This is a genomic window from Amycolatopsis sp. CA-161197 (genome assembly GCF_050942255.1).
In the GTDB taxonomy this organism is placed as follows: Bacteria; Actinomycetota; Actinomycetes; order Mycobacteriales; family Pseudonocardiaceae; genus Amycolatopsis.
Genome location: NZ_CP192059.1, coordinates 2337922 through 2351884 on the forward strand (window position 1 = coordinate 2337922; position 13963 = coordinate 2351884).

Consider the following 13963-nt stretch of genomic DNA (forward strand, 5'->3'; position numbering starts at 1 on the left):
CCCGCAGCATGCCGGGCCGTCCGGGGGTCGCGCAACCGAATTACCGCCCCCTAGCCTCGGGCGCATGAACGGTGGCGGGAAGTACGACGCGGTGATCGTGGGCGGCGGTCACAACGGCCTGGTCGCGGCGGCCTACCTGGCCCGGGCCGGGTGCTCGGTGCTGGTGCTGGAACGACGCGGCGAGATCGGGGGAGCGGCGGTGTCGTTCCGCGCGTTCGACGGCGTCGACGTGCGCCTGTCGCGCTACTCCTACCTGGTGAGCCTGCTGCCGCGGAAGATCGCGGCCGACCTCGGGCTCGACGTCGAGCTGCGCCGGCGCCGGATGTCGTCCTACACGCCGTCCGGCAACACCGGTCTCCTTGTCGACACGGGGGACGACGCGCGCACCGCGGCGGCCTTCCGCGCCGTCACCGGGTCCACAAAGGACTTCGACGCGTGGCGCGAGTTCTACGCGCTGGCGGGGCGCGTGGCGGCGGCGACGTTCGACACGCTCACCGAACCGTTGCCGACCCGGGACGACCTCAAAGCCCGCATCGGCGACGTCGAAGCTTGGGCCACGTTGTTCGAACGGCCGATCGCCGAGACGCTCACCGGGCTGTTCGGCGACGACACCGTGCGCGGCGTGGTGCTCACCGACGCGCTCATCGGCACCTTCGCCGGTGCCGGCGACGCGGACCTGCGGCAGAACCGCTGCCTGCTCTACCACCTGATCGGCAACGGCACCGGCGACTGGGACGTGCCCGTGGGCGGGATGGGCGCGGTCACCGGCGCGCTCGCCGACGCCGCCCGCGGCGCCGGGGCCACGCTCGTCACCGGCGCCGAGGTGCGGTCGGTCTCGCCCGACGGCGAGGTCCGCTACACACTCGACGGCACCGAGCGCGTGGCCGTCGGCTCTCACGTGCTCGCCAACGTCGCCCCCGACACGCTCGCGCGGCTGCTCGGCGAGGCGCCCGGTCCGCGCCCGGAAGGCGCGCAGCTCAAGGTGAACATGGTCCTGTCGCGGCTGCCCCGCCTGCGCGACGCCGCCGTGGACCCGCGCGACGCGTTCGGCGGCACCTTCCACGTCAACGAGACCTACTCGCAGCTCGAAACCGCGTACGCCGAGGCCGCGGCGGGCAAGATCCCGGCGCTGCCGCCGTGCGAGATCTACTGCCACTCGCTCACCGATCCGTCGATTCTCGGCCCGGCCGAGCGCGCGGCAGGCGTGCAGACGCTGACGTTGTTCGGCCTGCACATGCCGGCGCGGCTGTTCGAGACCGACAACGAGCGGGCGCGGGCCGAGGCGTTGCGCGCCACGATCGCGTCGCTGGACAGCGTGCTCGCCGAGCCGATCGAGAGCTGCCTGCTACGCGACGCGGCCGGCAACCCGTGCGTGGAGGCGAAGACGCCGCTGGACCTGGAGGCCGAGCTCGGCCTGCCGCGCGGGCACATCTTCCACCGCGACCTGTCCTGGCCCTACGCCGAAGATCCGGCCGACGCCGGGAGGTGGGGCGTCGAGACCGCGCACGAGCGCGTGCTGCTGTGCGGCGCCGGCGCCGTTCGCGGAGGTGGCGTGAGCGGGATCCCCGGGCACAACGCGGCGATGGCGGTGCTCGCTCGACGGCGCGGCGAAGTGCGGGCAGGGTGAAGGCATGCGCGTGATCGTGATCGGCGGCGGGATCGCCGGAGCAGCCACGGCCTACCACCTCGCGGGCAGCGGGGCCGACGTCGTCGTGGTGGACGCGGGGCTGCCCGGCGTCGCGACGGAGGCCGGCGCCGGGATCGTGAGCCCCTGGACCTCGCGGTGGGACAACGCGATCTACCCGCTCGCGGCCGCCGCCGGGGCGTACTACCCAGAGCTGGCCGCGGCGTTGCGCGAGCAGGGGCACGACTCGTCGTTCGAGGTCGTCGGCGGGATGGTCGTCTCGGCGGACCCGGCCGAGCTCGACGAGGCCCACGCGCGGCTGGTCGAGCGGGTCGCGGGCGCCCCCGAGGCGGGCGAGGTGCGCCGGCTGGACCCGGCGCAGGCGCGCGAGGTCTTCCCGCCGCTGGCGCCCGAGCTGTCCGCCGTGCACCTGTCCGGCGCGGGCCGCGTCGACGGCCGGGTGATGCGGGCGGCGCTCGTGGCCGCGGCGGAGCAGCGGGGCGCGCGGTTCGTGTCGGCGGAGGCAACGCTGCTGTCGGGTTCCCGCGTGCGCGCCGGCGACGAGGAGCTGACCGGCGACGCCGTGGTGCTCGCCGCGGGCGCGTGGTCGGCGGCGCTGGCCGAGCCGCTCGGCATCGCGGTGCCGGTGGCGCCGCAACGCGGCCAGATCAGCCACTTCGACGTGCCGGACACGGACACGTCCGCGTGGCCCGTGGTGCTGCCGCGGTCGAGCCATTACCTGCTGTCGTTCGCGGGCGGCCGTGTCGTGGCGGGCGCGACGCGCGAGACGGACTCCGGCTTCGACTACCGGGTCACGGCCGCCGGCCAGCGCGAGGTGCTGGACCAGGCGCTGGCCGTCGCGCCGGGCCTGGCCGACGCGACGCTCGCCGAGACCCGCGTCGGCTTCCGTCCTGCGACGCCGGACACGCTGCCGTTGCTGGGCCAGGCCGCGCCCGGGTTGTTCCTGGCCACCGGCTTCGGGCCGGCCGGGCTCACGCTGGCGCCGTACGCGGGCAAGCTCATCGCCGCGCTCGTGCTCGGCGAAGACTTGCCGGCGGATCTGCTGACGGCGTGCTCGCCCTCACGGTTCGGCTGACGGCTCAGTCGTCGGTGAGCAGTTCCAAGGCGTGCTCGCCGGTGCGCTCCACCGTGAGGCCCGCCTTGGTGATCACCTTGACCAGCTCGTCCACAGTGGACGGTTCGGTGCGCGAGGTCGCGAGCACCGCGGCGAGCCGGCCCTTGTAGGCCTTGTTGAAGTGGCTCACGGTCGTGCGGTTGCCGGCGGCGTCCTCCGTGACCACGCGCACCGTCACCGCGCCGGGCCGCAGCTTCGCGAACGCCGAGTACGTGCCCGAGCGCAGGTCGACGATGAGCCCCTCGATGTCCTGCAGCACCGGCTCCAGCGCGGGCTTCCACAGGCTGCGCACGGTGCCGAGCGCGGGCACGCTGTTGCCGCCCGAGAGGCGGTACGCGGGGATCGGGTCGGTGGCCGAGACCACCCCGAACAGCGAAGACGTGACGGCCAGGCGGCGGTGGGCCTTCTCCAGGCCGGCGCGGGTGAAGCTGCCGATGTCGAGGGCGTCGTAGAGCACGCCGGTGTAGCGGCGCAGCGCCGGCAGCGTCGGCGAGGTCCACAGGCTCCCGTTGCGCGCGACCTCGCGGCTCTGTCGCTCGGAGATGCCGAGCGCGGCGAGGCTCGCGGGCACGTCTCGGGCGAGCTCGACGAGCGCGTCGGCGAGCTTGGCCCGCACGGGGTTGAGCTCGGGGAACGACAGCGCTTCGAGGTCGAGCGGCGCGCCCTTGCCGCCGTCGGCCTTCGTCTCGGAAGGAGGGAGGAGCACCAGCACACGACGAGGGTAATCGGGGTGCGCCGCCGTTCAGCGCCCGCCTACGCTGACGTCATGGAGCTCACCTGGCGCCCGCTCGCCCTCGGCGATGCGGAGCAGCTCGCGACCGTGTTCGCGGCCGCCGAGGAGGTGGACCGCACCGGCGAGCACTACACCGCCGCCGACCTGCGCGAGGAGATGCAGGGACCCGACCTCGAACTCGCGCTCGCCAGCACCGGTGGCTGGGCCGGCGACCGCCTGGTGAGCTACGCGGCCATCCGCCGCCGCGACGCCGCCGACCCGGTGCACATGCCGCGCGTCGAAGCGATGACGCACCCCGAGTTCCGCACGCCCGACGTTGCCGCGCACCTGACGACGTGGTTCCTCGACGCCGGCAAACGCGTGCACGAGCGCGCGTTCCCCGACGCGCCGCTGGAGCTGCACGCCGGGGCGCACGAGAACGAGCACTGGTACCTCGACGCGCTGGCCCGGGCCGGGTTCCGGCGCGCGCGGTCGTTCGTCGAGATGCGCGCCGACCTGAGCGCGTTGCCGCCCGCGCGGCCGCTGTCGGCCGACTACGAGGTGGTCGCGTTCGACGAGCGCTACGACGACCTCACCCGCGTGGCCCGCAACGCGACCTTCTCCGGCCACTGGGGCAGCGCCGAGCTGTCACCCGAAGCCTGGCGCCACCGCATCACGGGCGCGAAGGACTTCCGCGGGGACCTGTCGTTCCTGCTCCTGACCCCGGCGCACGACGCGGTGGTCGGGTTCGTGCTCAGCGCGTTCCACCCGTCGGACTACGCGGGCACCGGCGTGAAGGAGCTGTACGTGGACTACGTCGGCACCCTGTCGGAGCTGCGCGGCCGCGGTGTGGCGACGGCGCTGCTCGGCCACACGCTGGCCCACGCCCGCGACGCCGGGTTCGAGCGCTCGGCCCTGTCCGTGGACACCGACAACGCCCACAGCGCCGTCGGCATCTACGAACGCTGCGGCTACGAGGTCGCCGACACCTACTACGGCTACGTGCTGCCGATCTGAAGCGTTGATCGACAGCCTCACTCAACCCGATTCAGCAGCGGCTCCCCGGCCACGAAACGGCGCAGCTGCTCGGCCACGAGTTTCTTGGCCCGCGGGTAGAACGACGCCGAACCGCCGGCGACGTGCGGCGTGATCACCACGCCCGGAACCCTCCACAGTGGATGGTCGGCCGGCAGCGGCTCGGGGTCCACGACGTCGAGGGCGGCCCGCAGCCGGCCGGTGGTCGTCTCGGCCAGCAGCGCGGCGGTGTCGATCGCGGAGCCTCGCCCCACGTTCACGACGAGCGCGCCCTCGGGCAGCAACGCCAGCTGACGGGCACCCATCAGCCCCTGCGTGGCCGCGGTTTCGGGCAGGATCAAGACCACGATGTCGGCCGACGGCAGCAGCCCGGGCAGCTCGGCGATCCCGTGTACGCCTTCGCGCGCGTGGCTCGCCACCCGCGTGACCACCGCCTCGGCGGCCAGCAGCTGCCGCTCGATCGCGTGGCCGATGGAGCCGTAGCCCACGAGCAGCACGCGGCTGTCGGCGAGCGAGCGCGTGTGCTCGCGTTCCCACGACCCGGTGGCCTGCTGCGCGAACCACCTCGGCAGGTCCCGCTGGGACGCGTGGATCAGCGCGAGCGTGTGCTCGGCCACGCTGAGGTCGTGCAGGCCCCGGCCGTTGGCCAGCGCGACGCCGTCGGGCACCAGCGGCACCAGCGCCTCGACGCCGGCCGACAGCGCCTGCACCGCACGCAGCGAAGGCAGCTTCCCGATCAGCTTCGGCGGCTCGCTCCCCGCGTCGTAGGGGAGCACGTAGAACTCCACGCCGGACAGGTCGTCGCCGGGCAGGGTCACGCCGTCGTAGTACGCAGCGGCCAGCCCGTCGGGCAGCTCGATGTCGGTCCAGGGCAGGAGAACTCGCGCGCTCATGCCCGCCAACCTAGTGCCGCCGGCTCAGTGCGCGCCCGCCTGCGCCACGCAGAACACGTTGCCCTCCGGATCGGCCAGCACCGTCCACTCGATGCCCGGCTGCGCGTGCCGCTCCTGCTCGCTCGCACCCAGCCCGACCAGGCGTTTCACCTCCGCCGCGCGGTCGGGCGCGGAGAAGTCGATGTGCACGCGGTTCTTCACGGTGCGTGGCTCGGGGACCTGCTGGAAGGCCAGCGCGGGCCCGCCGCCGCCGGGGCGCGCGAGCATCACGAAGGGTCCGTAGTCCGCTTCGACCGCGACGCCGAGCGCCTGCGTCCAGAAGTCCGCGAGGACCCGCGGGTCCGCGCAGTCGATCGTGATCATGCCCAGTTCGAGTGCCATGCCGCCGACGCTAGCCCGGGGCACCGACAAAACGCCGACCACGCGATAACCGGGTGGAATGCCCGGACGGCGGTTGACTACGCTGTGTCGGTCAACCCCCGCTCATCTTCTCAGCCTCTCAGCGCAGGGAGTCCACCGTGATCACCAGGATGTCGTCGTTGTTCCTCCGCACCTTGCGCGAGGATCCGGCGGACGCCGAGGTACCCAGCCACCGGCTGCTGGTGCGTGCCGGCTACGTCCGCCGGGTCGCCCCGGGTGGTTACTCGTGGCTGCCGCTGGGCCTGCGGGTGCTTCGCCGCATCGAGCAGGTCGTGCGCGAAGAGATGAACGCGATCGGCGCGCAGGAGATCCAGTTCCCCGCGCTGCTGCCGCGCGAGCCCTACGAGGCCACCGGCCGCTGGACCGAATACGGCGACAACCTCTTCCGCCTCAAGGACCGCCGGGGCGCTGACTACCTGCTCGGCCCGACGCACGAGGAGCTCTTCGCGCTCACCGTGAAGGGCGAGTACAGCTCGTACAAGGACTACCCGGTCACGCTGTACCAGATCCAGACGAAGTACCGCGACGAAGCGCGCCCCCGCGCCGGCATCCTGCGCGGCCGCGAGTTCGTGATGAAGGACTCCTACTCCTTCGACCTCGACGACGAGGGCCTGGAGCGCTCCTACCAGGCGCACCGCGACGCCTACATCAAGCTGTTCGACCGCCTCGGCCTCGAGTACGTGGTGGTCGCCGCGACGTCGGGCGCCATGGGGGGTTCGGCGTCGGAGGAGTTCCTCGCCGTCGCCGAGACCGGTGAGGACACCTACGTGCGCAGCACGGAGTCCGGCTACGCGGCCAACGTCGAAGCCGTGGTCACGCCCGCGCCGGCCGAGCGCCCGATCGAGGGCCTGCCCGCCGCGCAGGTGCACGCCACGCCGAACACGCCGACCATCGAGTCGCTCGTGGCGTTCTTCAACGCCGCGGGACTCGGCCGCGAGTTCACCGCGGCCGACACGCTCAAGAACGTGATGCTGAAGATCCGCCAGCCGGGCGCGAAGGAGTGGGAGCTCCTGGGCGTCGGCCTGCCGGGCGACCGCGAAGTCGACCTGAAGCGCCTCGAAGCGTCGCTCGAGCCCGCCGAGGTCGAGCTGCTGGAGGAGGCGGACTTCGCGAAGAACCCGTTCCTCGTCAAGGGCTACATCGGCCCGAAGGCGCTGAAGGAGAACGGCGTCCGCTACCTCGTCGACCCGCGCGTGGTCACCGGCACCGCGTGGCTGACCGGCGCCGACCAGGACGGGCACCACGTGCTCGACCTCGTGGCGGGCCGCGACTTCACGCCCGACGGCACGATCGAGGCCGCGGAGGTCCGCGAGGGTGACGCGTCGCCCGACGGCCACGGCACCCTCGTCGCCGCGCGCGGCATCGAGATCGGCCACATCTTCCAGCTGGGCCGCAAGTACGCCAACGCGTTCGAGCTCGACGCCCTCGGCCCGGACTCGAAGCCGATCCGCATCACGATGGGCTCCTACGGCGTCGGCGTCTCGCGCCTGGTCGCGGTGCTCGCCGAGCAGAACCACGACACCGCCGGCCTGGTGTGGCCGCGCGAGGTGTCGCCGTACGACGTGCACGTGGTCGTCGCGGGTAAGGACGAGACCATCGCGGCGGGTGCGGAGAAGCTCGTCGCGGAGCTGGATGCGGCCGGCGTCGACGTGCTGTTCGACGACCGCAAGGCCACCCCGGGCGTGAAGTTCGCCGACGCGGAGCTCGTGGGCGTGCCCACGATCCTCGTCGTCGGGCGCGGCCTGGCCAACGGGCTGGTCGAGGTCAAGGACCGCCGCACCGGCGAACGCGAGGAGATCCCGGTCGACTCCGTGGTCGGCCACCTGGTCAAGCTCGTTCGCTCCTGACGACGCCCGCCGGTGGGGCTCTTCGGCCGGTCCGGCCGCAAGGACGACGGCGGCTACGAGGACAACGCCGCACTCACCGGCGTCGGCGGGTACGAACCCGCTGACGCACCCGGCTTCCCGGCAGCGGGCTCCCCGGTTTCCGGGCAGCCCGCTGCCGAGCCGGCTGCCGGCCCGTGGTCGGCGCAAGCCGAGCAGGCCGGTGGAACTCCTTGGTACGCCGAGGATCCCGCCGTCGCCGGGCACACGCCACGCGCGGAGCCCCGGCGCATCCGGCCACCAGGTCGGCCACCCACGCGGTTGAAGGGGCGGCCGTCGCGGGCGCTGTGGATCCTCGTGGCCGTGATCGCCCTCGGCGTGGGCGCGATGAACTTCTTCGGCGCCGCCCGCCACCACTCGGCGAGCCCGCCGACGCCCAGCCGCGGTCCGGTCACCTTCCAGCCCGAGCCGCACGTCGTCGTGCCCGCGGTGGTCGACGGCTGGTCGTCCGTGGCCGCGCGCGACGGCAGCTTCGCCTACGACGTCCCGCCGGGTTGGACGCCTGAACCCGGCGTCGTCCACGGCTGGGACGGCACGGCGACCTCGCCGGGGATCACGCTCAGCACCACGGCGTCGGTCGGCCGCGGCTACTGCGGCCGCGACAGCCGCCGCGGTGGGTCCGGCGTCACGACGGAAGACGGCGGCAACGCCGAAGCCGCCGCCCGCAAAGCCGTCGGCGACCTCATCGGCAGTGCCTACGCCCCGGGCGCGAAGGTGACGTACGCACCGGCGCAGGACGCGACCGTGCAGCTCGAGACGACCACCCGTCCCGCGCGGCTGGTGCTCGCCGATGTCAGCCAGGACGGCACCGAGACGTGCACTCCGAAGCACGTCACCGTCGGCGCCCTCGCCCTTGCCACCGCGACCCAGTCCGTGGTTCTCCTCGCCTACACCGACGACACCACCAGCCGCGCCGACGTCGTCCGCTTGCTGCAGAGCTACCGCGGTGTCCCGGCCGCCGACCGGTCCACGACCACCCCGCCGCCGACCACGCGCTGACGCCGCAACGCGAGCTTCGCGAAGTCCTTCAGCCCGGCGCCCTGCAGATACGCGCGCCCGAGCGCGAGGCCGATGCGCGGCAGGTCGGCCTCGTCGCGGTAGGCCAGGTACAGCGGCTCGCGCCGCGGCTGGAACTTCGCCTTGAACGCGTGCAGCGAGCGGAACCCGTAGTACGGCTCCATCAGCGCGCCCACCGCGTCGAGCGCCCGGTCCACCGCGCGCGCCGGCGCGGTGTCGCGGCTGCGCACGAGCGGCGCGCCCGAAAGCGACACGAATCGCGCGCCCTCCTCGCGGAGCGCGAGGCACGCCGATGCAATCAGGAACTCCATCACCGGCCGGAACCCGCCCGGCCGGCGGCGCATCACGTCGAGGGTCCACCCACCGACGGTGCCCGAGCCCGTGTGCACCGGCAGCCACGACGTGATGCCGTGGACGGTGCCCGAGGTGTCGATCGCGAGCCCCACGCGCGTCGCCGGGTCCATCGCCTCGGCGACCCCGCCGAGCGTGAACCCCATCTCCGGCAGGCCTTTGTCCCCGATCCACTCCTCCGAGAGCATGCGCACCTGCTCGCGGATCGCGGGCGGCTGCTCGGCCAGGCGCACCAGGCGGAACTCGATGCCGTCCGTCCCGGCCTTGTTCAGCGCCGAACGCACGTCCTGCCAGGCTTTCCCGCGGAACTCCAGGTGTTCGAGGTCGACGAGCGTGTCCTCCGCGACCTGCACGTGCTGCCAGCCGAGCTCGCGCGTCACACCGACGGTGGTGGCCGTCGCGGAGAACACGCACGGCACGAGTCCGGAGTTCTCGCACATCGCCCGGAACTCCGTGAGCGCGCGAGCCGCCGAGCCGCACGGCGCCACGGGATCGCCGAGCGCGATCGCGACGCCCGCATGGCGCTGGTAGGCGAGGTAGGACGCGCCGTCGGAGGCGACGAAGTACGCGTTCTGCGGCCACGTCGTCATCCACGAGATCGTGCTGCCTCCGTTGCGCCCCAGGAGAAGCCGGGCGACGCTGCCGTCCGGACCGCCGCGCAGCAGCTTGCGGCGACGCCGGCGAGACGGCACCCGGAACGCGCTGCTCGCCGCGAGCAGCAGCACCAGCTCGATCGTCCACAAGAGATTGTCCACGAAGAACAGCGAAAGGCCGTGGCCGTCGTACTCGGCACGCACCAGCTTCGCCACGGCCAGGACCCCGCTCACCACGAGCACCTGCGACACCGCGAACACGCACAGCCCCACGGCCCAGCGCCACGCGACGCGCGACCCGCGGCGCAGGCCGTTGAGCATCGGCACCACGAGCACAGCCATGACGAGGATCTCCGGCGTCGAAAGGGAAACCGCGTCGGACGGGCCGAACGGGCCGTCACCCGGCACGAGCCACATCACGACTTCGGCCACGGTGAGCAGCAATAGTCCCGCGCACGCCAGCAGCCGCCACTCGCGCACGCTCGGCCGCACCGGTTCGGCGAGGCGCGCCTTGCCCGCGAGCCGGTGGCCGAGCGGCAAGGCCAGCACCAGCGCGAAGAAGTGCACGAGATCCGCGAGCGTGCCGACGTACACGATGGCGACACCCGCGTACACGCACAGCCCGGCGCGCAACCGCAGCCGCCACGGCGCGCGCAGCGTCGCGCTGGCCACGGCGATGGCCGCGAGCGTGCCGCCGGAGAAGCCGACGTCGAGCGTGGTCGCGATGTGCGCGGCCCACGTCCAGCCGGAATGGCGGCACAGCACGAGGAACTGGATCGCCGCCGCGGCCGCGGCCAGCTGCCCGCCGACGGTCACGAGGATCGTGCGGCGCGTGCCGAGCTGCCATTCCGCGAACCCCGTCAGCAGCGCGAAAGTACCGGCCATCGGCAGGTAGAACAGCGGCCGCAGCGCGAAGAACGGGCCGGTCGCCAGCGTCCACCAGCGGCCGTGTTCCAGCGACGGCAAACCGTAGGCGTAGTAGGCGAACGACGGCTGGTGCTCGGCGGCTTGCCAGAGCGTGCGGCTCGCGGCTCCGGCCACGAGGATCGCGAGCACGACGGTGGTGGTGAACGGAAGGCGGCGCCAGAGCACGGCGAACCGCTCGCGTTTCGGCCTTCCGGCCGCCCGCCCGCGTCCCCCCGTGCCGGCACCGCTGGCGGTCCCCGCCGCCGGCGATGCGGTCGTCATGATCCGAGTCTTGCGCCTGGACCTAAAGCCGACATCCGTCGTGGGAGCGACTTGTCCCCCTAGGGGAGTGCGACCCCGGAGGGAGAAAACCCTGACCCGAAGGCGGATGCGGGCTCAGGGAACACCGCTCGACCGGGGGCGAACCGCGCACGGCGGTCTCGGCGCGCGGCCGAAACCGCCGTGCGGGGCGAAAAACAGGGGTTGGCCGCTCAGCCGAGCACGGCCTTGCGCACCGAGTCGAGGTCGGCGAGATCGGGCAGGACGGTGTGGGCGCCCGAGGCGGCGAGCTCTTCGGCGCTGTAGTGCCCGGTGGCGACGGCGACCGCGACGGCACCGTTGTCGAGGGCGGCCTTCACGTCGTTGGGGGTATCGCCGATCACCACGACGTCACCGGGCGCGAACGCCGTGCCGTGCTTCGCGGTTGCCGCGGCCACGGCGTGGGGGACGAGGTCGGGCCGGTGCGCCGAGAGCGAGCCGTAGCCGCCGATCTCCAGCTCCAGGTGCTCGTCGAGGCCGAACGCGGCGAGCTTGTGCACCGAGATCTCCGGCAGGTTGCCGGTCACGAGCGTCTGCACGGCGCCGTGGCCGGCCATCGCGGCCAGTGCCGCCGCGGCGCCGTCGAGGGCCCGGCCGGCTTCGTGGAGCGTGCCGCGGGCCTCGTCGGCCACGGCGATCAGCTCGCTCCACAGGCGCTGGATGTTCTCCTCGGTCGCCTCGATGCCGTGCGTGGTGAGGATGTCGGCGGTGATCGCGCGCTCGGTGCGCCCGCCGTAGTCGGGGTGGGTGCGCAGCTCGGTGCCCATGGCCGTCAGGGCCGTGGCGTACCAGCTGCTGCCGACGCCCGTGAGGTCCACGAGCGTGTGGTCGATGTCCCAGAGCACCAGCCGGTGCGCGTGCGTCGTCGTCACGGCCGTGAGGGTACCGGCGGAAGTATTCAACGTCTGTTGACTTTCCGGAGGGTGCGACCTACTTTGGTCGTAATTCAACACTTGAGGAATAACTGGGAGGCCGTCATGCCGGCTGCAACTCGGCGCCCCGCGGGCGCGTTCGCCCTGGTCGCGGTGCTGGCGGGTGCGCTTGCCGCCGTGGTGCTGGGGTTCCTGACCTTCGGGGCGCAGGCCACGGTCGCACCCGACCACGTGCCCGTCGCGGTTTCGGCGCCCCCGCCGTTGGCCGGGCTGGCGCGCCAGGTCGCCGCCCACGGCGGCACGCAGCTCGACTGGCGCGTCGCCGACCCCGCCGAGGCGCGGAACCTGTTGGCGGACAAGGAGGTCTACGGGATCCTGGAGCTTCGTCCCGGCCCCGCCGCCACCGTCGTGCTCTCCGGCGCGGTGAACCCGGCGGGTACGCAGGTGGCGCAGCAGGTCCTCGCGGGCGCCGCCCAGGCGCTGCCCGGCGAGCCGCGCCTCGAGATGCTGCACCCGGCGAGCGCGGCGGGCCGGATCGTGCCACTGGCCGCCAGCGCGCTGGCGTGGCTGGGCTCGCTCGTCGCCGGTGCCGTGCTGGTGCGGCTCAGCGCCGGCCGCCGCGTGAGCGTTCCGGTGCGCCTGGCGCAGGTGCTCGGCAGCGGCGTGCTGGTGACGGGCGTGCTCGTGGGCTTCGCCGCGCTGTGGGACTCGACGCTGCCGCTGACCTGGGACGTGCTCGGCTTCCTGTTCCTCACGGTCACCGCGTTCGCCGCGCTGCAAGCCGGCCTGCTGCGACTCCTCGGCCTGCGGGCGCTGGCCATCCTGGCGCCGCTGTACCTCGTGGCGCCCGCGGTGGCCGGGCAGGTGCCCGAGCTGCTCAACCCGGCTTACCGCACGCTCCTGTGGTCGTGGACGCCGTTCCGCTTCTCGACCGAAGGCCTGCGCAGCCTTCTCCAGGGCGTACCGGGCGCCCCGGACGTGACCACGGGCGTCTGGGTGCTGACCGGCCTGCTCGCGGTGGGCCTGGTGTTGACCCTGTGGCCGGGCCGGCCACGGCGCGAGCTGCCCGAAGCGCCGCCTGCGGAACGGCCGGTCGAGGTCGCGGCCGGTTGAGGCAGCTCAGCTGCAGAGAAAGCTGAAGCGGATTTTGCGCACGGGGTTGTCGACGTTGGTGTCGACCAGGCAGATCGACTGCCAGGTGCCCAGCGCGAGCACGCCGCCCAGCACAGGAATCGTCGCGTACGGCGGCACCAGCGCGGGCAGCACGTGGTCACGGCCGTGGCCCGGGCTGCCGTGGCGGTGCCGCCAGCGCCCGTCGCGGGGGAGGAGGTCCTCCAGCGCGGCGAGGAGGTCGTCGTCGCTGCCTGCGCCGGTTTCGAGGATCGCGAGGCCGGCCGTGGCGTGCGGGACCCAGACGTGCAGCAGGCCGTCGGTGGCGTCGGCGTCGCGCAGGAACTTCTCGGCCTCGTGGGTGAGGTCGTGGACCACGGCGGTGCTGCCGGTGTGCACCTCTAGCTCGGTGGAGTACATGTTCGCCAGCGTAGGTGCTCAAACACCCAGGTAGCGCAGCACCGCGAGCACCCGCCGGTTGTGGCCTTCCGACGGCGGCAGGCCGAGCTTGGCGAAGATGCTCGTCACGTACTTCTCGACGGATCCGGCCGACAGGAACAGATCGCCGGCGATCGCGGAGTTGGACCGGCCCTGCGCCATCAGGTCGAGCACCTCGCGTTCGCGGGTCGTCAGCTCCGCGAGCGGCCCCGTCCCGCCCGTGGCCGCGAAGAGCTGACGCACGACCTCGGGGTCCAGCACCGTCTCGCCGGCCGCGACCCGGCGCAGTGCGTCGAGGAAGTCGGAGACCTCGGCGACGCGGTCCTTGAGCAGGTAACCGACCGCGCCGGCCTGGTCGGCGAGCAGTTGCTTGGCGTACTTCGTCTCCACGTACTGCGAGAACAGCAGGATCGCGCAGCCTGCCAGCTCCTCGCGCAGCTCGATCGCCGCGCGCAGGCCCTCGTCGGTGTGCGAAGGCGGCATGCGGATGTCGACCACGGACACGTCGGGCCGGTGCGCGCGCACGGCCGACCGCAGCTCCTCCGCGTCCTTCACCGCCGCGACGACGTCGTGGCCCCGCAGCCCCAGCAGCTCGACCAGGCCCTGGCGCAGGATGGTCGAGTCCTCGGCGATCACGATCCGCATGCGTCCCCCCT

13 protein-coding genes are annotated in these 13963 nt (G+C 73.1%); 6 read left to right on the forward strand and 7 right to left on the reverse strand.

All coding sequences use genetic code 11. The annotated features are described in order from the left end of the window. Positions 1 to 64 precede the first annotated feature (64 nt). Complete coding sequence (locus ACQPXB_RS11265) at positions 65 to 1627, forward strand: phytoene desaturase family protein (protein WP_432851320.1); 1563 nt, start codon at positions 65 to 67, stop codon at positions 1625 to 1627. Between the two features lie 4 nt (positions 1628 to 1631). Further along, the gene (locus tag ACQPXB_RS11270) at positions 1632 to 2720 is read left to right on the forward strand and encodes an NAD(P)/FAD-dependent oxidoreductase (RefSeq protein ID WP_432851322.1); all 1089 of its coding nucleotides are present in this window, start codon (positions 1632 to 1634) and stop codon (positions 2718 to 2720) included. Between the two features lie 4 nt (positions 2721 to 2724). Here the strand turns inward: ACQPXB_RS11270 and yaaA are convergent, their stop codons facing one another. After that, positions 2725 to 3471, reverse strand: a complete 747-nt coding sequence (gene yaaA, locus ACQPXB_RS11275; protein WP_432851324.1) for a peroxide stress protein YaaA — start codon at positions 3469 to 3471, stop codon at positions 2725 to 2727. A 54-nt stretch (positions 3472 to 3525) separates the two neighbouring features. Between yaaA and ACQPXB_RS11280 the strand changes: the two genes are divergently transcribed. After that, positions 3526 to 4488, forward strand: a complete 963-nt coding sequence (locus tag ACQPXB_RS11280; protein WP_432851326.1) for a GNAT family N-acetyltransferase — start codon at positions 3526 to 3528, stop codon at positions 4486 to 4488. 17 nt (positions 4489 to 4505) lie between these two features. Here ACQPXB_RS11280 and ACQPXB_RS11285 read toward each other — a convergent pair whose 3' ends face one another. Together ACQPXB_RS11285 and ACQPXB_RS11290 are read right to left on the reverse strand one after the other, a co-directional pair. Further along, the gene (locus ACQPXB_RS11285) at positions 4506 to 5399 is read right to left on the reverse strand and encodes a 2-hydroxyacid dehydrogenase (protein WP_432851328.1); all 894 of its coding nucleotides are present in this window, start codon (positions 5397 to 5399) and stop codon (positions 4506 to 4508) included. 24 nt (positions 5400 to 5423) lie between these two features. Next, positions 5424 to 5780, reverse strand: coding sequence for a VOC family protein (locus tag ACQPXB_RS11290; RefSeq protein ID WP_432851330.1), 357 nt, complete (start codon positions 5778 to 5780; stop codon positions 5424 to 5426). 137 nt (positions 5781 to 5917) lie between these two features. Between ACQPXB_RS11290 and ACQPXB_RS11295 the strand changes: the two genes are divergently transcribed. Beyond that, positions 5918 to 7666, forward strand: a complete 1749-nt coding sequence (locus ACQPXB_RS11295; RefSeq protein WP_366581031.1) for a proline--tRNA ligase — start codon at positions 5918 to 5920, stop codon at positions 7664 to 7666. Positions 7667 to 7678: 12 nt separating this feature from the next. Beyond that, positions 7679 to 8701 (forward strand): hypothetical protein, encoded by a 1023-nt coding sequence (locus ACQPXB_RS11300; RefSeq protein WP_432851332.1) that lies wholly within the window; start codon positions 7679 to 7681, stop codon positions 8699 to 8701. On the opposite strand, the gene ACQPXB_RS11305 is transcribed toward ACQPXB_RS11300, so the two are convergent. Both ACQPXB_RS11305 and ACQPXB_RS11310 read right to left on the reverse strand, forming a co-directional pair. Beyond that, positions 8641 to 10851, reverse strand: coding sequence for a bifunctional lysylphosphatidylglycerol flippase/synthetase MprF (locus ACQPXB_RS11305; RefSeq protein WP_432851334.1), 2211 nt, complete (start codon positions 10849 to 10851; stop codon positions 8641 to 8643). The genes ACQPXB_RS11300 and ACQPXB_RS11305 overlap by 61 nt on opposite strands. Before the next feature lie 209 nt (positions 10852 to 11060). Continuing rightward, complete coding sequence (locus tag ACQPXB_RS11310; protein ID WP_386948033.1) at positions 11061 to 11759, reverse strand: HAD family hydrolase; 699 nt, start codon at positions 11757 to 11759, stop codon at positions 11061 to 11063. A 105-nt stretch (positions 11760 to 11864) separates the two neighbouring features. On the opposite strand from ACQPXB_RS11310, the gene ACQPXB_RS11315 reads away from it, so the two are divergent. Beyond that, a complete protein-coding gene (locus ACQPXB_RS11315) occupies positions 11865 to 12872 on the forward strand; it encodes an ABC transporter permease (protein WP_432851336.1) in 1008 nt (335 codons plus the stop codon). Between the two features lie 6 nt (positions 12873 to 12878). Here the strand turns inward: ACQPXB_RS11315 and ACQPXB_RS11320 are convergent, their stop codons facing one another. After that, on the reverse strand, positions 12879 to 13289 hold the full coding sequence (locus ACQPXB_RS11320; RefSeq protein WP_366581039.1) for a secondary thiamine-phosphate synthase enzyme YjbQ: 411 nt from the start codon (positions 13287 to 13289) through the stop codon (positions 12879 to 12881). 18 nt (positions 13290 to 13307) lie between these two features. Continuing rightward, positions 13308 to 13952 (reverse strand): response regulator transcription factor, encoded by a 645-nt coding sequence (locus ACQPXB_RS11325; protein ID WP_366581041.1) that lies wholly within the window; start codon positions 13950 to 13952, stop codon positions 13308 to 13310. Positions 13953 to 13963 lie beyond the last annotated feature (11 nt).